Genomic DNA, 18,630 nt, shown 5'->3' on the forward strand with positions numbered 1-18,630 from the left:
ACGACCTTGCCAAGGTCGGGGTCGCGAGTTCGAGTCTCGTTTCCCGCTCCAAATTTTCTTCCAAAACAAAATCGCTTCCACAACGCAATCGCCGTTGAGGTCGTTTTTTTCGTTCCTGAAATACTCTTGTAAACAGACTTATCCACAGGCTGTGGTCCGTTTCTTCGCACGCTAACTTTTTTGAGATTTTTACATTATTTTTTATCTCTATGATTTATAAAGAGATATATCATTTCAAAATGTTAGCAAGATCGCTTGACGAACTTTGGCGTGTTGAAACGCAATGCCTTTTTATTTTTACTCACAGGCTGTGAATATATCAGGCATCGCGCGGCAGGCCTTTTTCTACCACCCTGACCAGGCGCTGTTTCTTCGGTAGCTGGACCTCTACGGCCCCCTCTTTTCGCCGGGCAAGCTGCTGCGCAACCGCCCACGTAATGTGTTCGTCGAGAAGTGGGTGCTCACCTCGGCGACTTTCCAGCGCATTGAGCGCGGCTTCGCTCCACGGTGCATTACCCAGCGCAACGGCAATATTTCGCAGCCAGCGCAGGTGGCCAATGCGGCGAATGGCGGACCCTTCCGTCACTTTCAGAAAATGGGCTTCGTTCCAGGCAAACAGTTCAATCAGGTCTGGGGCGTGGAGCGCCTGACGCGGGCTGAAGTCGGCTTCGTCGGTGAGCTGAGAGAAGCGGTTCCACGGGCAGATCAGCTGGCAGTCGTCGCAGCCGTAGATGCGGTTGCCGAGCAGCGGCCGAAATTCTTCGGGAATAGCGCCTTCCAGCTCAATCGTCAGGTAAGAGATACAGCGACGCGCATCGACGGTATAGGGCTCTACGATGGCACCGGTGGGGCAGATGGTCATACAGGCGACGCAGCGCCCGCACTCCTCGGCGACGGGTTGGTCGATGGGCAGGGGGATATCAATCAGCAGTTCGCCGAGAAAAAAGAACGATCCTGCGTCGCGGTTAAGGATAAGTGAGTGCTTACCTGTCCAGCCAATACCCGCTTTTTCCGCCAATGGCCGCTCAAGAATAGGCGCAGAGTCGACAAACGGTCTAAAATTCAGCGAGACGCACTGTTCCTGAATCATTTCGCCGAGCTTTTTAAGGCGGTTACGCAATAGCTTATGATAATCACGCCCCAGGGCATAACGGCTGACGTAACCCAGCTCGGGGTTTTTTAGCGTGCGGGCAAAGGCCGCATTGGCGGGAAGGTAGTTCATACGAACGCTAATCACCCGGAGCGTTCCGGGCTGCAGTTCGTGGGGGCGCGCACGCATCATGCCGTGACGTGCCATCCATTCCATCTCGCCGTGGTATTGTTTATCCAGCCATGCCTGTAGCTTGGGCTCGGAGGCGCTGAGATCGGTATCGGTAATGCCGACCTGCTGAAAGCCCAGTTCAGTGCCCCATTGTTTGATTTGTTGCGCTAATTGATTGAGATCGAGGGGCTGTGACATGACGGACCATACATTGACAAGAAACCTCCACAGTATACCACACTCCATTTGGCCTGCGGATGCGCTGCGTCGTGCGGAAAAAACGGCGGCGCAAAGCCTCGGCATCTCCCTCTACGAACTCATGCAGCGTGCCGGTAAGGCGGCATTCGATGTGGCTCGTGCGGCATACCCTGCGTCACGCCACTGGCTGATTCTCTGCGGTCACGGTAATAATGGCGGCGATGGCTATGTGGTGGCACGCCTTGCGCAGGCGGCAGGTATTCGCGTCACGCTGCTGGCGCAGGTAAGCGACAGGCCGCTGCCGGAAGAGGCGTATACCGCACGCGCGGCCTGGCTTGAGGCCGACGGCGTCATTCAGTCGACGGACATGCCGTGGCCGCAGGATGGCGATCTGATCATTGACGGCCTGCTGGGAACCGGCCTGCAGAATGCGCCGCGCGATGACATGGCCAGCCCGATCGCGCGGGCGAATCGTTACCCGGCACCGATTATCGCGCTGGATATTCCCTCTGGACTTAACGCCCAGACCGGTACGACGCCGGGCGCGGTTATCCACGCGGCGCATACCGTCACCTTTATTGCCCTGAAGCCGGGGCTACTGACCGGTAAAGCGCGTGATGTGGTCGGAACGCTGCATCACCATGCGCTGGGATTAGAGTCCTGGCTGGCAGAACATCCTACCGCTATTCACCGACTGGATGCCTCACAGCTGGCACAGTGGCTGCCTCCGCGCCGCCCGACCTCGCACAAAGGCGATCACGGTCGCCTGGTGGTGATTGGCGGCGACCATGGCACCGGCGGGGCTATCCGTATGGCGGGTGAAGCCGCGCTGCGGGCAGGCGCGGGGTTAGTGCGCGTGCTGACCCGTGCGGAAAACGTCGCGCCGATCGTTACCGCGCGGCCGGAACTGATGGTGCACGAACTGACGCCGCAGTCGCTGGAGGATGCTCTGGCGTGGGCGGATGTGGTGATCATTGGCCCCGGGTTGGGTCAGGCTGAATGGGGGAAGCAGGCGCTGCGCAAAGTGGAAAACATCCGCAAGCCGATGCTTTGGGACGCCGATGCGCTGAACCTGCTGGCATTCAATCCGGATAAACGTCACAATCGCGTGATCACGCCGCACCCCGGCGAGGCCGCGCGTTTGCTCAACTGCCCGGTGGCAGAAATTGAGAACGATCGCTTACTTTCTGCACAGCGTCTGGTACAACGGTACGGTGGCGTGGCGGTGCTGAAGGGGGCGGGAACCGTGGTGGCCGATAAACAGGGCACCCTTAGCATCATTGATGCCGGTAACGCCGGTATGGCCAGCGGCGGAATGGGCGATGTGCTGTCGGGTATCATCGGCGCATTGCTGGGGCAGGCCTTATCGCCGTATGATGCTGCGTGCGCGGGCTGTATCGCCCACGGCGCGGCGGCTGACAGGCTGGCCGCGCGCGAGGGTACCCGCGGAATGCTGGCGACCGATCTCTTTTCCACGCTGCGGCGTGTTGTTAACCCGGATGTGATTGACGTAGACCATGATTAATCGAGTAATTCCTTTACCAGACGAGCAGGCAACCCTGGACCTTGGCAACCGAGTGGCGAAGGCCTGCGCAGGGGCCACGGTCATCTATCTGTACGGCGATTTAGGCGCGGGTAAAACCACCTTCAGCCGCGGCTTCCTGCAGGCGCTGGGCCACGGCGGCAACGTCAAAAGCCCGACCTACACGCTGGTCGAGCCATACCAGCTCGATAGCCTGATGGTTTATCACTTCGATCTTTACCGTCTTGCGGATCCTGAGGAGCTCGAATTTATGGGGATCCGCGATTATTTTGCTAACGATGCCATTTGCCTGGTGGAATGGCCGCAACAGGGCGCAGGTGTTCTGCCCGAGCCGGATATCGAAATACACTTAGATTACCAGGCGCAAGGGCGTGAGGCGCGCATTGCCGCGGTCTCCTCATTAGGTGAGTCTCTTCTGGCGCGGTTGGCCGGTTAATTTAAGGGATCCCAGGATGATTTTTCGCGCAAAAGGGTGGTTGATGGCGGCGCTGATGCTGATCGGCGCACCGGCAATGGCGGCGAGTTTGTCCGATATTCAGGTGGCTAACAGTGAAACGCAGGCGCGGATCACCTTTAGCTTTATGGGCGACCCGGAATACAATTTTAGTCAGGATGACAAACGCAGCGTGGTGCTCGACATCAAGCAAACGGGCGTTATTCAGGGGCTGCCGCTGCGCTTCAGCGGCAATAACCTGGTCAAAGCGATCCACGCAGGCACACCGAAAGACGATCAGTCGCTGCGGCTGGTGGTCGATCTCACTGAAAATGGTAAAACCCGCGCGGTGAAACAGCAAAACGGCGCTAACTATACCGTGGTGTTTACCATCAACGCCGATGTTCCGCCGCCACCGCCGCCACCGGTGGTGGCTAAGCGTGTCGAAGCCCCCATCGTCACGCCCGCGCCGGTGCCGAGTCAACCCGCGCGTAATCCGTTTAACAGCAGCAGCGGCGGCAGCGCCAGTCATGAACGCCAGCCGGCGATAGCCAGCAGTACGGCCCCCGCGCCGCGTCCGGCGGCCCGCGCGCGCAGCGTTTCCGGCGACAAGGTCATTATCGCTATTGATGCGGGGCACGGTGGTCAGGATCCTGGCGCTATTGGTCCGGGCGGGACCCGTGAGAAAAACGTCACTATCGCGATTGCGCGTAAGCTGCGGACGCTGCTTAACGACGACCCGATGTTCCGTGGCGTACTGACCCGCGACGGCGACTATTTTATTTCGGTAATGGGGCGCTCTGACGTGGCGCGTAAGCAAAATGCCCACTTCCTGGTGTCGATTCACGCCGATGCCGCGCCGAACCGGGATGCCACCGGTGCTTCGGTGTGGGTGCTGTCTAACCGTCGTGCCAACAGCGAAATGGCGGGCTGGCTGGAGCAGCATGAGAAACAGTCTGAGCTGCTGGGCGGCGCGGGCGACGTGCTGGCGAACAGTCAGGCGGACCCGTACCTCAGCCAGGCGGTGCTGGATCTGCAGTTCGGCCATTCTCAGCGCGTAGGGTATGATGTGGCGACTAACGTCATCAGCCAGCTGCAGCGGGTGGGCAATCTGCATAAACGTCGCCCGGAACACGCCAGCCTCGGCGTGCTGCGCTCGCCGGATATCCCGTCGATTCTGGTCGAGACCGGCTTTATCAGCAATAGCGGCGAAGAGCAGTTGCTGGGCAGCGATGACTATCAGCAGAAGATCGCGGAAGCCATTTATAACGGTTTACGTAACTATTTTACGGCGCATCCGATACAATCCGGCCCGCGTGACGAACAGTCGCAGACCGCCAGCGCCGCGTCATCAGACAGGACGCTCGTTAACTAAGGAGTTTTCATGCCGATTCAGGTTTTACCGCCGCAGCTTGCGAACCAGATTGCCGCGGGTGAAGTGGTTGAACGGCCTGCATCGGTAGTGAAAGAGCTGGTAGAGAACAGCCTCGATGCGGGCGCCACCCGCATCGATGTGGATATCGAACGCGGTGGGGCCAAGCTTATCCGCATTCGCGATAACGGCTGCGGTATCAAAAAAGACGAGCTGGCCCTCGCGCTGGCCCGCCATGCCACCAGTAAAATTGCTTCGCTCGACGATCTGGAAGCCATTATTAGCCTCGGCTTTCGCGGCGAAGCCCTGGCGAGTATCAGTTCGGTATCCCGCCTGACGCTCACCTCACGCACGGAGCAGCAGCAGGAGGCCTGGCAGGCCTACGCGGAGGGGCGCGATCAGGATGTGACCGTTAAACCCGCGGCGCATCCGGTCGGCACCACGCTGGAAGTGCTGGATCTGTTCTACAACACGCCGGCGCGCCGCAAGTTTATGCGCACCGAAAAAACCGAATTTAATCATATCGATGAGATCATTCGCCGCATCGCGCTGGCGCGCTTCGATGTGAGCTTCAACCTGACCCATAACGGCAAAATGATCCGCCAGTATCGTGCGGTGGCAGAGGGCGCTTCAAAAGAGCGTCGTCTGGGAGCCATCTGCGGTACGCCGTTCCTCGAACAGGCGCTGGCCATCGAATGGCAGCACGGCGATCTGGCACTGCACGGCTGGGTGGCAGACCCGAAACATACCACCGCGGCGCTGGCGGAGATTCAGTATTGCTACGTTAATGGCCGCATGATGCGCGACCGGTTGATTAATCACGCCATTCGTCAGGCCTGCGAAGACAAGCTCGGTGCAGACCAGCAGCCGGCGTTTGTGCTGTACCTGGAGATCGATCCGCACCAGGTGGATGTCAACGTTCACCCGGCGAAGCATGAGGTCCGTTTTCATCAGTCGCGGCTGGTACATGATTTTATCTACCAGGGGGTACTGAGCGTGCTGCAACAGCAGTTGGACGCGCCGTTACCGCTGGCTGAAGACGATGAGCCCGCCCCGCGCGCGCTGCCGGAAAACCGCATCGCGGCCGGGCGTAACCAGTTTGCCGAGCCCGCGACGGCGCGTGAACCGGAGGCTCCACGCTATCCCTCCGCTACCGGAGGCAGCGGGCGCAGCGCGGGCGTAAGCTGGCCGAATGCGCAGCCGGGCTATCAAAAGCAGCAAGGGGCGCTTTATCGCCAACTGCTTGATACGCCGGCCAGCCGACCAGAGCCCGTTAAGCCGACCTCCGAGAACCTTGCCGGGCATGCTCAGAGCTTTGGCCGCGTGCTGGCAATCATTGACGATTGCTGTGCGCTGCTGGAGCGTCACGGTAAACTGAATCTGCTGTCATTACCGGTGGCGGAGCGCTGGCTGCGTCAGGCTCAGCTAACGCCGGGTGAAGCAACCATCTGCGCTCAGCCGTTGCTGATTCCGCTGCGGCTGAAAACTGCTGAGAATGAACGTAAAACCCTTGAAAATACGCGGGAAATGCTCAGTCAGTTGGGCATTGAAATCCTTCTTGAAGGGCAGCATGTGACGATTCGCGCGGTGCCTTTACCCTTACGACAACAAAATTTACAAATCTTGATTCCTGAACTGATAGGCTACCTGGTGGATAAATCTCAGGTTGATGCTGAGGACGTGGCACAGTGGTTAGCCCGTCATCTGGCAAGCGACCACGCGCAGTGGAATACCGCGCAGGCCATCGCGATGCTGGCAGAGGTTGAACGTCTTTGCCCGCAGTTGGTCAAAGCTCCGCCGGGTGGTTTGTTACAACCCGTTGATTTAGATTCTGCGATGAACGCCCTGAGACATGAGTGACGTAACCGAGGCAAGCCTGCCTAAGGCAATTTTTTTAATGGGGCCAACCGCTTCGGGCAAGACGGCGCTGGCCATTGCGCTGCGTAAAGTTTTGCCCGTAGAGTTGATTAGTGTGGATTCCGCCCTCATTTATCGAGGGATGGACATCGGCACCGCTAAGCCGAGCGCGGAAGAGCAGCGCGCTGCGCCGCATCGGCTGCTGGATATTCTTGACCCTGCGCAGGCCTATTCGGCGGCGGACTTCCGCCGCGATGCGCTGGCGCATATGGCGGAGATCGTCGCAGCAGGGAAAATTCCACTGCTGGTCGGTGGAACCATGTTGTATTTCAAGGCGTTGCTTGAAGGTTTATCACCGCTGCCGTCGGCAGACCCGGACGTCCGGGCCAGGATAGAGCAGCAGGCAGCAGAGCACGGATGGATGGCGCTGCATCAGCAGCTACGGGAAATTGACCCCGTCGCCGCAGAGCGCATTCATCCGAATGATCCGCAAAGACTTTCCCGAGCACTGGAAGTTTTTTTCATTTCGGGTAAAACTTTAACGGAGCTGACGCAAACGTCAGGAGACGCTCTGCCCTACAAGGTGCATCAGTTCGCCATCGCCCCGGCGAGCCGTGAACTGCTCCATCAGCGCATTGAGCAGCGTTTTCATCAGATGTTGGCTTCGGGTTTTGAAGCAGAAGTGCGGGCGCTATTTGCCCGTGGAGATTTGCATACGGATATGCCTTCCATTCGTTGCGTGGGATACCGCCAGATGTGGTCATACCTCGAAGGCGAGATTTCATACGATGAAATGGTTTATAGAGGAGTTTGTGCCACGAGACAGCTAGCCAAGCGCCAGGTGACGTGGTTACGCGGTTGGGAAGGGGTTCATTGGTTAGATAGTGAACAGCCGGAGCAGTCGTTTAACCAACTATTACAGGTAGTGGGTGCTAGTGTAGACTGAATGTGTACAATTGAGTCGTATCGTGCGCAATTTTCGGAATCGTAAGGTTCATACGCAACATCGTTCGAGCTGAATCAAAGCAGATAACGCAGAAGTGGCTTGAGGGATGACGTGTATAAGTACAAATAAGCATATAAGGAAAAGAGAGAATGGCTAAGGGGCAATCTTTACAAGATCCGTTCCTGAACGCACTGCGTCGGGAACGTGTTCCAGTTTCTATTTATTTGGTGAATGGTATTAAGCTGCAAGGGCAAATTGAGTCTTTCGATCAGTTCGTGATCCTGTTGAAAAACACGGTCAGTCAGATGGTCTATAAGCACGCAATTTCTACCGTTGTTCCGTCCCGTCCGGTTTCCCATCACAGCAACAATGCTGGCGGCGGCACCGGTAGCAACTACCATCACGGTAGCAACGCGCAGGGTTCTGCACAGCAAGACAGCGAAGAAACCGAATAAGTTTGGTGGCTGTCTATCCATGTCGGGGAGCCGGAGTATACGGGTTCCCCGCTGGTATTTCAGGAGATATAACGCTTGTTTGACCGTTATGACGCCGGTGAGCAGGCGGTGCTGGTACACATCTATTTTACGCAAGACAAAGATATGGAAGACCTCCAGGAGTTTGAATCTCTGGTCTCTTCCGCTGGTGTCGACGCAATGCAGGTGATTACCGGTAGCCGTAAAGCGCCGCACCCAAAATATTTTGTTGGTGAAGGTAAGGCTGTCGAAATTGCGGAAGCCGTTAAAGCGACAGGTGCTTCCGTTGTGCTGTTTGATCATGCACTAAGCCCAGCCCAGGAGCGTAACCTTGAAGCCCTGTGTCAATGCCGGGTTATCGATCGTACCGGTCTGATCTTAGACATTTTCGCCCAACGTGCGCGTACCCATGAGGGTAAGCTGCAGGTTGAGCTGGCGCAGCTTCGCCATCTGGCGACGCGCCTGGTGCGCGGTTGGACGCACCTTGAACGACAAAAAGGCGGTATCGGTTTGCGCGGCCCGGGTGAAACCCAGCTCGAAACTGACCGTCGTTTACTGCGTAACCGTATTATGCAAATCCTCTCGCGCATTGAGCGCGTGGAGAAACAGCGCGAGCAGGGGCGCCGCGCCCGCGTGAAGGCCGATGTGCCAACGGTATCGCTGGTGGGCTACACCAACGCCGGGAAATCGACGCTGTTTAACCATATTACGCAGGCGGAGGTCTACGCCGCTGACCAGCTGTTTGCGACCCTCGACCCAACGCTACGACGTATTGACGTAGCGGATGTCGGGGAAACGGTGCTGGCCGATACCGTAGGCTTTATTCGTCACCTGCCGCACGACCTGGTTGCGGCGTTTAAAGCCACATTGCAGGAAACCCGTGAAGCCACGCTGCTGCTGCACGTGATTGACGCAGCGGATGTGCGCGTGCAGGAAAATATCGATGCAGTGAATACCGTTCTCGAAGAGATCGACGCGCACGAGATTCCAACCCTGCTGGTGATGAATAAAATCGATATGCTGGATGATTTTGAGCCGCGTATCGATCGTGATGAAGAGAACAAACCTATCCGGGTGTGGCTGTCCGCGCAAACCGGGGTAGGGATACCACTCCTTTTTCAGGCGTTGACCGAACGACTGTCCGGCGAAGTGGCGCAGCACACGCTGCGTTTACCTCCGCAGGAAGGGCGTTTGCGTAGCCGCTTTTATCAGCTTCAGGCAATCGAAAAAGAGTGGATGGAGGAAGACGGCTGCGTCAATTTGCAGGTTCGTATGCCGATTGTCGACTGGCGTCGCCTCTGTAAACAAGAACCGACACTGGCAGACTACGTCGTCTGACCGTGCAGCTTGCCTGAAAACATTAGCCCTTTGGGCACCCAGCGGTTCAGGTCGCCTCCGCGCGACCGCGACAACCAGGACGGCGTCGCGGTTATCAGCCAAATGATCTGGACTGGGAAAAGGTATATCACCGCATAACAAATATGGAGCATAAACATGGCGTGGAATCAGCCCGGTAATAACGGACAAGACCGCGACCCGTGGGGAAGCAGCAATAATCAAGGCGGCAACTCCGGGGGGAATGGAAATAAAGGCGGTCGCGATCAGGGGCCGCCGGATTTGGATGATATCTTCCGTAAGCTGAGCAAAAAGCTCGGTGGTTTTGGGGGCGGTAAAGGCGGTTCCGGCAGCGGTTCGTCTCAAGGGCCGCGTAGCCCGATGGGCGGGCGCATTGTCGGTATTGCAGCGGCTGCCGTGGTCGTCATTTGGGCGGCCAGCGGGTTCTATACCATTAAAGAAGCCGAGCGTGGCGTTGTGACGCGCTTTGGTAAGTTCAGCCACCTGGTTGAGCCGGGCCTGAACTGGAAACCAACCTTCATCGACGAAGTGACGCCGGTGAACGTAGAAGCCGTACGCGAACTGGCCGCGTCTGGCGTGATGCTGACTTCCGACGAAAACGTCGTGCGCGTTGAAATGAACGTGCAGTACCGTGTGACCGATCCGCAGCGCTACCTGTTTAGCGTGACCAGCGCCGACGACAGTCTGCGCCAGGCCACCGACAGCGCCCTGCGTGGCGTCATCGGTAAATACACCATGGACCGTATTCTGACCGAAGGTCGTACCGTTATTCGTAGCGATACCCAGCGCGAGCTGGAAGAGACCATCCGTCCGTACAACATGGGCATCACCCTGCTGGACGTCAACTTCCAGGCCGCTCGTCCGCCGGAAGAGGTGAAGTCTTCCTTCGATGATGCGATTGCCGCACGTGAGAACGAGCAGCAGTACATCCGTGAAGCGGAAGCGTACACCAACGAAGTTCAGCCGCGTGCTAACGGTCAGGCGCAGCGTATTCTGGAAGAAGCGCGTGCGTATAAGACTCAGACCGTTCTGGAAGCACAGGGTGAAGTGGCGCGCTTTGCCAAGATCCTGCCGGAATATAAGGCCGCACCGCAGATTACCCGCGAGCGTCTGTATATCGAGACCATGGAAAAAGTGCTGAGCCATACCCGCAAAGTGCTGGTTAGCGACAACAAGAATGGCAACCTGATGGTACTGCCGTTGGATCAGATGCTGAAAAGCGGCAATGCGCCGGCAGCAAAGAGCGATAGCAGTGGTGCCAATAACCTGTTGCGCCTGCCGCCTGCGTCCTCTTCCAGCAGTAGCGCGAGCAACACCTCGTCTGCCAGTCAGGGCAATATCATGGACCAACGCCGCGCTAACGCGCAGCGTAACGACTACCAGCGTCAGGGGGAATAACGATGCGTAAGTCAGTTATTGCGATTATCATCATCGTGCTGGTAGTGCTGTATACCTCTATCTTTGTGGTTAAAGAAGGCGAGCGCGGAATTAAGTTCCAGTTCAGCAGCGTGGTGCGCGACAGCGATAAGAAACCGTTGATTTATGAGCCGGGCCTGCACTTCAAGGTGCCGTTCATTCAGTCGGTGAAAATGCTTGATGCCCGTATCCAGACCATGGATAACCAGGCCGATCGTTTCGTCACGAAAGAGAAGAAAGACCTGATCGTCGACTCTTACATCAAGTGGCGCATCAGCGACTTCAGCCGTTACTTCCTGGCGACCGGCGGCGGCGACGTCTCCCAGGCCGAAGTGCTGCTGAAACGTAAGTTCTCTGACCGTCTGCGTTCTGAGATTGGTCGTCTGGACGTGAAAGACATCGTGACCGACTCCCGCGGTCGTCTGACCCTGGAAGTTCGCGATGCCCTGAACTCCGGTTCTTCCGGCGCGGAAGATGAAGTGGCTACGCCGGCAGCCGATAGCGCGATTGCGGAAGCCGCAGAGCGCGTAGAGCAGCAGGCAAACATCAAAGGGCCAACCATTAACCCGAACAGTATGGCGGCGTTAGGGATTGAAGTGGTCGATGTGCGTATCAAGCAGATCAACCTGCCGACCGAAGTCTCGGAAGCGATTTACAACCGTATGCGCGCTGAGCGTGAAGCCGTTGCCCGTCGTCACCGTTCTCAGGGTCAGGAAGAGGCAGAAAAACTGCGTGCGACCGCCGACTATGAAGTGACGAAGACGCTGGCAGAAGCGGAGCGTCAGGGTCGTATCCTGCGTGGTGAAGGCGATGCCGAAGCAGCCAAGCTGTTCGCCGATGCGTTTAGCCAGGATCCGGACTTCTATGCCTTTATTCGTAGCCTGCGCGCTTATGAAGCCAGCTTCGATAGCAACCAGGACGTGATGGTCCTGAGCCCGGATAGCGATTTCTTCCGCTACATGAAAAACCCGGGGACCACCGCTCGCTAAGCGCGCGGTAGCCTGATAAAAACCACCGCCTCCTTTGGGAGCCGGTGGTTTTCTTTTATAAGGATGAAAAATGAATTCGACGATCTGGCTGGCGCTTGCGCTGGTGTTAGTGCTTGAGGGTCTGGGGCCGATGCTTTATCCGAAGGCCTGGCGCAAGATGATTTCTACGATGACCCAATTACCGGATACGATGTTGCGTCGATTTGGTGGCGGTCTTGTGGTTGCTGGCGTTGTCATCTACTACATGTTGACGAAAACGATTGGCTGATTAAAAAGACAGCGTTAAAGCGCCATTTTGTGGTTAAAAAGTGCTGTATATCTGAAAAAGCGATGGTAGAATCCATTTTTAAGCAATCGGTGATTTTGAAAAATGGGAAACAACGTCGTCGTACTGGGCACCCAATGGGGTGACGAAGGTAAAGGGAAGATCGTCGATCTTCTGACTGAGCGTGCAAAATATGTTGTTCGCTATCAGGGTGGCCACAACGCGGGCCATACTCTCGTAATCAACGGTGAAAAAACCGTCCTCCATCTTATTCCATCAGGTATTCTCCGTGAGAATGTTACCAGCATCATCGGTAACGGTGTTGTGCTGTCTCCGGCTGCGCTGATGAAAGAGATGAAAGGCCTGGAAGACCGTGGTATCCCGGTTCGCGAACGTCTGCTGCTTTCCGAAGCATGCCCGTTAATCCTCGACTATCACGTCGCGCTGGATAACGCTCGCGAAAAAGCACGTGGTTCTAAGGCTATCGGTACTACCGGTCGTGGTATCGGCCCAGCTTATGAAGATAAAGTGGCTCGTCGCGGTCTGCGTGTGGGCGATCTCTTCGATAAAGCGACCTTCGCTGAAAAACTGAAAGAAGTGATGGAGTATCACAACTTCCAGCTGGTGAACTTCTATAAAGTCGACGCGGTTGACTACCAGAAGGTGCTGGACGATGTGATGGCCGTTGCCGACATCCTGACCGGCATGGTGGTTGACGTTTCCGACCTGCTGGATCAGGCGCGTAAACGCGGTGACTTCGTGATGTTCGAAGGCGCGCAGGGTACGCTGCTGGATATCGACCACGGTACCTATCCGTACGTGACCTCTTCCAACACCACCGCAGGTGGCGTAGCAACCGGTTCTGGCCTTGGCCCGCGCTATGTTGACTACGTGCTGGGTATCATCAAAGCTTACTCCACTCGCGTGGGCGCCGGTCCGTTCCCGACCGAATTGTTTGATGACACCGGCGAGTTCCTCTGCAAGCAGGGTAACGAATATGGCGCGACTACCGGCCGTCGTCGTCGTACCGGCTGGCTGGACTCCGTTGCCGTGCGTCGCGCTGTACAGATCAACTCCCTGTCTGGTTTCTGCCTGACCAAGCTGGACGTTCTGGACGGCCTGAAAGAAGTGAAGATCTGCGTGGGCTACCGCATGCCGGATGGCCGCGAAGTGACCACCACCCCGCTGGCGGCGGATGATTGGGAAGGTATCGAACCAATCTACGAAACCATGCCGGGCTGGTCTGAAACCACCTTTGGCGTGAAAGAGCGTAGCGGCCTGCCGCAGGCGGCGCTGAACTACATCAAGCGTATTGAAGAACTGACCGGCGTACCGATTGATATTATTTCAACCGGCCCGGATCGTACTGAAACCATGATTCTGCGCGACCCGTTCGACGCGTAATTCTGGTTCAAGGTGCAGCGCCCTGTGGCGCTGCGCTTATCAGGCTTACTCGCTTTGTAGGCCGGATAAGACGCAAAGCGTCGCTATCCGGCTTTATCGTGCGTTAAACCCTCGCTTTTTCCCTTCTCGAAAGAAATAAATTAGCGGCTCACAGGCTGGCTGGTTTATCATCAATATAATTAATATCAACAGGCTCACCCTGTTTTCCCCTTTTCCTTGAGGTTGATGTGCAGTTAACAAGTTTTACCGATTATGGACTCCGCGCGCTGATTTACATGGCGTCACTGCCGGAAGGCAATATGACCAGCATCTCGGAGGTGACCGAGGTCTACGGCGTGTCGCGTAACCATATGGTTAAAATTATCAACCAGCTGAGCCGTGCCGGGTACGTAACGGCCGTGCGCGGGAAAAATGGCGGTATCCGGCTGGGGAAACCCGCGAAGGATATTCGTGTGGGGGACGTGGTGCGCGAGCTCGAACCGCTATCGCTGGTGAACTGCAGCAGCGAATTTTGCCATATTACGCCGGCCTGTCGTTTGAAACAGGCGCTTTCTCAAGCCGTGCAAAGTTTTCTCAAGGAGCTGGATAACTACACACTGGCCGATTTGGTTGAACACAATCAACCACTATACAAATTATTGCTGGTGGAATGACGAATATCTCCACCAGAGATGACAACGGAGGAACCGAGATGTCACAAGATCCTTTCCAGGAACGCGAAGCAGAAAAATACGCTAATCCTATCCCTAGCCGGGAATTTATCCTCGAACACTTAACAAAACGCGAAAAGCCGGCTAATCGTGAAGAACTGGCCGTCGAGCTGAACATTGAAGGCGAAGAGCAAATCGAAGCGCTTCGCCGCCGCCTGCGCGCGATGGAGCGCGACGGGCAACTGGTCTTCACTCGCCGCCAGTGCTACGCGCTGCCGGAGCGTCTGGACCTGCTGAAAGGCATGGTTATCGGGCACCGAGATGGTTACGGCTTCCTGCGCGTTGAAGGGCGTAAGGACGATCTGTACCTGTCGAGCGAGCAGATGAAAATGTGCATGCACGGCGATGAAGTGCTGGCGCAGCCGCTGGGCGCAGACCGTAAAGGTCGCCGTGAAGCGCGCATCGTGCGCGTGCTGGTGCCGCGTAACGCGCAAATTGTCGGCCGCTACTTTATGGACGCGGGCGTGGGCTTTGTGGTCCCGGACGACAGCCGTCTGAGTTTTGATATCCTCATCCCGCCTGAATCGCTGATGGGCGCGCGCATGGGCTTTGTGGTGGTGGTTGAACTGACCCAGCGCCCAACCCGCCGCACTAAAGCGATCGGTAAAATCGTCGAAGTTCTCGGCGATAACATGGGCACCGGCGTGGCCGTTGAAATGGCGCTGCGCACCCATGAAATTCCTCATGTCTGGCCGCCAGCGGTAGAAGCACAGGTTGCCGGATTGAAAGAGCAGGTGCCGGAAGAGGCGAAAATCGGCCGCGTTGACCTGCGTGATTTACCGCTGGTTACCATCGACGGCGAAGACGCCCGCGACTTTGATGATGCGGTCTACTGCGAGAAAAAACGCGGCGGCGGCTGGCGCCTGTGGGTGGCCATTGCCGACGTCAGCTACTACGTTCGTCCGCCGACGCCGCTGGATAACGAAGCCCGTAGCCGCGGGACGTCGGTATACTTCCCAACGCAGGTAGTCCCGATGCTGCCGGAAGTGCTCTCTAACGGCCTGTGCTCGCTGAACCCGCAGGTTGATCGTCTGTGTATGGTCTGTGAAATGACCGTCTCAACCAAAGGGCGTTTAACCGGCTTTAAATTCTATGAAGCGGTTATGAGCTCGCATGCGCGTCTGACCTACACCAAAGTCTGGCACATGCTACAGGGCGACCAGGAGCTGCGTGAACAGTACGCACCGCTGGTCAAACCTATCGAAGAGCTGCACAACCTTTACAAAGTCCTGGATCAGGCGCGCGCCGAGCGCGGCGGGATCTCGTTTGAAAGCGAAGAAGCGAAATTTATCTTCAACGCCGATCGCCGGATTGAACGTATTGAACAGACCCAGCGTAACGATGCGCACAAGCTGATTGAAGAGTGCATGATTCTGGCCAATATCTCGGCGGCCCGTTTCGTTGAGAAAGCCAAAGAGCCGGCGCTGTTCCGTATTCACGATAAGCCAACCACCGAAGCGATCACCGCTTTCCGTTCCGTTCTGTCTGAACTGGGGCTGGAACTGCCGGGCGGCAATAAGCCGGAGCCGCGCGATTACGCCGAGCTGCTGGAATCCGTTGCCGATAGGCCGGACGCGGAAATGCTGCAAACCATGCTGCTGCGTTCGATGAAGCAGGCTATCTACGATCCGGAAAACCGCGGTCACTTTGGTCTGGCGCTGCAGTCCTATGCGCACTTCACCTCGCCGATTCGCCGCTATCCTGACCTGTCGCTGCACCGCGCCATCAAGTATCTGCTGGCGAAAGAGCAGGGGCACAAGGGTAACAGCACGGAAACCGGCGGCTACCATTATTCCATGGAAGAGATGCTGCAGCTGGGCCAGCACTGTTCAATGACCGAACGCCGCGCCGATGAAGCGACGCGTGACGTTTCCGACTGGCTGAAATGCGACTTTATGCAGGATCAGGTGGGTAACGTCTTTAAAGGCGTGATTGCCAGCGTGACCGGTTTTGGCTTCTTCGTGCGTCTGGACGAACTGTTTATTGACGGCCTGGTGCACGTTTCCTCGCTGGATAACGACTACTACCGCTTTGACCAGGTTGGCCAGCGTCTGATTGGCGAATCCGGTGGCCAGACTTATCGCCTTGGCGACCGCGTAGAAGTCCGCGTGGAAGCGGTGAATATGGACGAGCGTAAGATCGACTTCTCGCTGATCTCCAGCGAGCGCGGCCCGCGCAACGTCGGTAAAACCGAGCGCGAAAAATCGAAGAAAGAAGCGAACGGCAAACCGGGCGGCGGCAAACGTCGTCAGGTTGGCAAGCGCGTAAACTTCGAGCCAGACAGCGCCTTCCGCGGCGAGAAGAAAGGTAAGGCGAAGGCCAAACCGGCTTCTGGCGAGAAGGGCGGTGAGAAAGGCGGTGCGAAGAAGGCCAAAAAGCCTTCCGCTAAAACGCAGAAAATTGCCGCCGCAACCAAAGCGAAGCGGGCCGCGAAGAAAAACGCCGACAAGTAATACACTGCGAATAACCCCTTCCAGCTGGAAGGGGTTATTCTTTTTTGACGTAAGACATTCCATAACCGCATAGATATTCTCGTTTTATCCCCTTATTCCCTGCTTAGTTATTTTTGTGAAATCCTTATTTGTTCTATTTGATTAGCCATATTCCGCAGATGTGTATAGTGAATCCCACGATTCAGATTGCCCTCTTCTTGAGCAAGGAGCATATATGCATTTGGCCCGCTTTCCGAGAGTTTCTCTTGGTCATTTCCCGACGCCGCTGGAGCCATTAAATAATTTAAGCAAGCTACTGGGCGGCCCCCAAATATGGATCAAACGTGATGACGCAACGGGGCTGGCGAGTGGAGGAAATAAAACCCGTAAGCTGGAGTTTTTACTGGCTGATGCGCTAGAGAAAAATGCCGATGTGATCATCACCCAGGGGGCGACGCAGTCAAACCACGTGCGTCAGACGATAGCCGGCGCGGCGCGTCTGGGGCTGAAAGCCAAAGCGCTGCTGGAAAAGCGCGTTTCTGATTTTGGCGATGATTATCAGCATAATGGCAACGTCCTGCTCGATACGCTGCTCGGTGGCGAAATTGTTGCCCATCTGCCCGGCGGCACCGACATGCAGCAGGCGATGGAAACCTATGCCGATACGCTTCGTGAACAGGGGCATCGTCCCTATGTGATTCCTGGCGGCGGCTCTAACCCGATTGGTGCGTTAGGTTACGTTGCCTGCGCCGAAGAGCTGCTGTATCAGTCTTCGCAACACCGTCTGCGTATTGACCACGTTGTACATGCGACCGGCAGCACCGGCACACAGGCGGGTCTGGTCGCGGGCTTTACCGCAACCAACAGCCGGGTTCCCGTGCTGGGCATTAGCGTCCGGGCGCCGAAGGTTAAGCAGGAAGATAACGTCTGGAACCTGGCATCAAAAACGCTGGCGCTGCTGGGCGTCTCCGGCGAGCTGCCGCGAGATGCGGTCGTGGCGAACAGCGACTATGTCGGTGATGGCTACGGCCTGCCGACGGCCGGTACGGTGGAGGCGTTGACGCTACTGGCGCGCCATGAAAGCATTCTTCTTGACCCGGTTTATTCCGCAAAAGGCATGGCGGGGCTGATTGACCTTATTCGTCAGGGACATTTCCGCAAGGATGAAAACGTCGTGTTTATTCACACCGGCGGTTCGGCGGGGCTGTTTGGCTATCGCCAGGTGCTGGAACATGTCTGAGACGTTTCTGCTGGGCATACTCGGTGGTATGGGGCCGCTTGCGACGCTCGATTTTCAGCGCCGCTTGCTGGAGGCGACTCCGGCACAGAGCGATCAACAGCAGCTGCCGTCAGTGGTGTGGAACGTGCCACAAATTGCCGACCGGCAGAAGGCGCTGGCGGGGATGGGGCCATCGCCTTTACCGCAGCTGATTTACGGTATTAAAAAACTCAACGAAGCGGGGGCGAGCCATATTGCTATTCCCTGCAATACCGCTCACCACTGGTATGACGCGCTTGCGGAGGCCAGCGATGCGCCCATTGTGCATATCGTGGATGCGACGCTGGATGCACTGGCTAAGCAGGTGACTCGCCCGCAGCGGGTAGGGATTATCGCTACGGAAGGGACGCTTAACGCAGGCTGGTATCAGCAAAAGCTGGCCGCTCATGATATTGAATCGCTGCTACCGACGGCGGATGAGCTGCGGGAATGGTTTGTCCCCGGCTGCTACGCCGTCAAGCGCGGTGCGCTGCGCGAAGGTGGCAAGCTGCTGGGGCATCAGGCAAGCGCGCTGTTTGCGCGCGGCGCGCAGAAGCTGGTGCTGGCGTGTACCGAAGTGCCGGTAGCGCTGGAGGCTGTGCGCGCACCGTTTCTTCATTTGACCTACGACCCGTCGCAAGCGCTGGCGGAGCGATGTTCGTCTTTATGGCAGGCCTATCAATAAGATTTTCGTAACTGACTTTCCGACCCGGCATC

16 protein-coding genes are annotated in these 18,630 nt (G+C 56.9%); 15 read left to right on the plus strand and 1 reads right to left on the minus strand.

What is annotated here, in order from left to right; genetic code table 11:
• Positions 1 to 319: 319 nt before the first annotated feature.
• A complete protein-coding gene (gene queG, locus V6942_RS18945) occupies positions 320 to 1,459 on the minus strand; it encodes a tRNA epoxyqueuosine(34) reductase QueG (protein ID WP_182966415.1) in 1,140 nt (379 codons plus the stop codon).
• Between queG and nnr the strand changes: the two genes are divergently transcribed.
• The 15 genes from nnr to V6942_RS19020 all read left to right on the plus strand — a co-directional run bounded on the left by nnr (position 1,458) and on the right by V6942_RS19020 (position 18,598).
• Positions 1,458 to 2,984: a bifunctional ADP-dependent NAD(P)H-hydrate dehydratase/NAD(P)H-hydrate epimerase gene (gene nnr, locus V6942_RS18950; RefSeq protein ID WP_333501665.1), complete on the plus strand. Its 1,527-nt coding sequence runs from the start codon at positions 1,458 to 1,460 to the stop codon at positions 2,982 to 2,984. The two genes, queG and nnr, sit on opposite strands and share 2 nt — an antisense overlap.
• Positions 2,977 to 3,438: a tRNA (adenosine(37)-N6)-threonylcarbamoyltransferase complex ATPase subunit type 1 TsaE gene (tsaE, locus tag V6942_RS18955; protein WP_106927443.1), complete on the plus strand. Its 462-nt coding sequence runs from the start codon at positions 2,977 to 2,979 to the stop codon at positions 3,436 to 3,438. Before nnr ends, tsaE begins: the two co-directional genes overlap by 8 nt.
• Before the next feature lie 16 nt (positions 3,439 to 3,454).
• Positions 3,455 to 4,810: an N-acetylmuramoyl-L-alanine amidase AmiB gene (gene amiB, locus V6942_RS18960; protein WP_106927445.1), complete on the plus strand. Its 1,356-nt coding sequence runs from the start codon at positions 3,455 to 3,457 to the stop codon at positions 4,808 to 4,810.
• Positions 4,811 to 4,819: 9 nt separating this feature from the next.
• Positions 4,820 to 6,667: a DNA mismatch repair endonuclease MutL gene (gene mutL / locus V6942_RS18965; RefSeq protein ID WP_106927447.1), complete on the plus strand. Its 1,848-nt coding sequence runs from the start codon at positions 4,820 to 4,822 to the stop codon at positions 6,665 to 6,667.
• Entirely contained in the window at positions 6,660 to 7,610 is a 951-nt protein-coding gene (gene miaA / locus V6942_RS18970) for a tRNA (adenosine(37)-N6)-dimethylallyltransferase MiaA (RefSeq protein WP_106927449.1), read from the plus strand. The genes mutL and miaA overlap by 8 nt, the downstream gene beginning before the upstream one ends.
• 149 nt (positions 7,611 to 7,759) lie before the next feature.
• Complete coding sequence (hfq, locus tag V6942_RS18975; protein WP_052284691.1) at positions 7,760 to 8,065, plus strand: RNA chaperone Hfq; 306 nt, start codon at positions 7,760 to 7,762, stop codon at positions 8,063 to 8,065.
• Positions 8,066 to 8,140: 75 nt separating this feature from the next.
• Positions 8,141 to 9,421 (plus strand): ribosome rescue GTPase HflX, encoded by a 1,281-nt coding sequence (gene hflX / locus V6942_RS18980; RefSeq protein ID WP_106927451.1) that lies wholly within the window; start codon positions 8,141 to 8,143, stop codon positions 9,419 to 9,421.
• A 156-nt stretch (positions 9,422 to 9,577) separates the two neighbouring features.
• The gene (gene hflK / locus V6942_RS18985; protein WP_182929601.1) at positions 9,578 to 10,837 is read left to right on the plus strand and encodes an FtsH protease activity modulator HflK; all 1,260 of its coding nucleotides are present in this window, start codon (positions 9,578 to 9,580) and stop codon (positions 10,835 to 10,837) included.
• 2 nt (positions 10,838 to 10,839) lie between these two features.
• Positions 10,840 to 11,844, plus strand: coding sequence for a protease modulator HflC (gene hflC / locus V6942_RS18990; RefSeq protein WP_106927455.1), 1,005 nt, complete (start codon positions 10,840 to 10,842; stop codon positions 11,842 to 11,844).
• Positions 11,845 to 11,914: 70 nt separating this feature from the next.
• Entirely contained in the window at positions 11,915 to 12,112 is a 198-nt protein-coding gene (locus tag V6942_RS18995; protein WP_064546860.1) for a DUF2065 domain-containing protein, read from the plus strand.
• Between the two features lie 102 nt (positions 12,113 to 12,214).
• Complete coding sequence (gene purA, locus V6942_RS19000) at positions 12,215 to 13,513, plus strand: adenylosuccinate synthase (RefSeq protein ID WP_333501666.1); 1,299 nt, start codon at positions 12,215 to 12,217, stop codon at positions 13,511 to 13,513.
• A gap of 227 nt (positions 13,514 to 13,740) precedes the next feature.
• A complete protein-coding gene (gene nsrR / locus V6942_RS19005) occupies positions 13,741 to 14,166 on the plus strand; it encodes a nitric oxide-sensing transcriptional repressor NsrR (protein WP_064546863.1) in 426 nt (141 codons plus the stop codon).
• 38 nt (positions 14,167 to 14,204) lie between these two features.
• Entirely contained in the window at positions 14,205 to 16,676 is a 2,472-nt protein-coding gene (rnr, locus tag V6942_RS19010) for a ribonuclease R (protein ID WP_182929600.1), read from the plus strand.
• Positions 16,677 to 16,890: 214 nt separating this feature from the next.
• Positions 16,891 to 17,895, plus strand: coding sequence for a D-cysteine desulfhydrase (locus V6942_RS19015; protein WP_333501667.1), 1,005 nt, complete (start codon positions 16,891 to 16,893; stop codon positions 17,893 to 17,895).
• A complete protein-coding gene (locus V6942_RS19020; RefSeq protein ID WP_106927463.1) occupies positions 17,888 to 18,598 on the plus strand; it encodes an aspartate/glutamate racemase family protein in 711 nt (236 codons plus the stop codon). Before V6942_RS19015 ends, V6942_RS19020 begins: the two co-directional genes overlap by 8 nt.
• The last annotated feature ends 32 nt before the right edge of the window (positions 18,599 to 18,630 follow it).

The organism is Kluyvera genomosp. 2 (assembly GCF_036759865.1).
GTDB lineage: Bacteria > Pseudomonadota > Gammaproteobacteria > Enterobacterales > Enterobacteriaceae > Kluyvera > Kluyvera ascorbata_B.

Excerpts from the sequence above, each read along its gene's own strand:
- nnr (WP_333501665.1), top strand. The coding sequence starts at position 1,458 with ATGACGGACCATACATTGACAAGAAACCTCCACAGTATACCACACTCC.
- queG (WP_182966415.1), bottom strand. The coding sequence starts at position 1,459 with ATGTCACAGCCCCTCGATCTCAATCAATTAGCGCAACAAATCAAACAA.
- tsaE (WP_106927443.1), top strand. The coding sequence starts at position 2,977 with ATGATTAATCGAGTAATTCCTTTACCAGACGAGCAGGCAACCCTGGAC.
- amiB (WP_106927445.1), top strand. The coding sequence starts at position 3,455 with ATGATTTTTCGCGCAAAAGGGTGGTTGATGGCGGCGCTGATGCTGATC.
- mutL (WP_106927447.1), top strand. The coding sequence starts at position 4,820 with ATGCCGATTCAGGTTTTACCGCCGCAGCTTGCGAACCAGATTGCCGCG.
- miaA (WP_106927449.1), top strand. The coding sequence starts at position 6,660 with ATGAGTGACGTAACCGAGGCAAGCCTGCCTAAGGCAATTTTTTTAATG.
- hfq (WP_052284691.1), top strand. The coding sequence starts at position 7,760 with ATGGCTAAGGGGCAATCTTTACAAGATCCGTTCCTGAACGCACTGCGT.
- hflK (WP_182929601.1), top strand. The coding sequence starts at position 9,578 with ATGGCGTGGAATCAGCCCGGTAATAACGGACAAGACCGCGACCCGTGG.
- hflC (WP_106927455.1), top strand. The coding sequence starts at position 10,840 with ATGCGTAAGTCAGTTATTGCGATTATCATCATCGTGCTGGTAGTGCTG.
- V6942_RS18995 (WP_064546860.1), top strand. The coding sequence starts at position 11,915 with ATGAATTCGACGATCTGGCTGGCGCTTGCGCTGGTGTTAGTGCTTGAG.
- purA (WP_333501666.1), top strand. The coding sequence starts at position 12,215 with ATGGGAAACAACGTCGTCGTACTGGGCACCCAATGGGGTGACGAAGGT.
- rnr (WP_182929600.1), top strand. The coding sequence starts at position 14,205 with ATGTCACAAGATCCTTTCCAGGAACGCGAAGCAGAAAAATACGCTAAT.
- V6942_RS19015 (WP_333501667.1), top strand. The coding sequence starts at position 16,891 with ATGCATTTGGCCCGCTTTCCGAGAGTTTCTCTTGGTCATTTCCCGACG.
- V6942_RS19020 (WP_106927463.1), top strand. The coding sequence starts at position 17,888 with ATGTCTGAGACGTTTCTGCTGGGCATACTCGGTGGTATGGGGCCGCTT.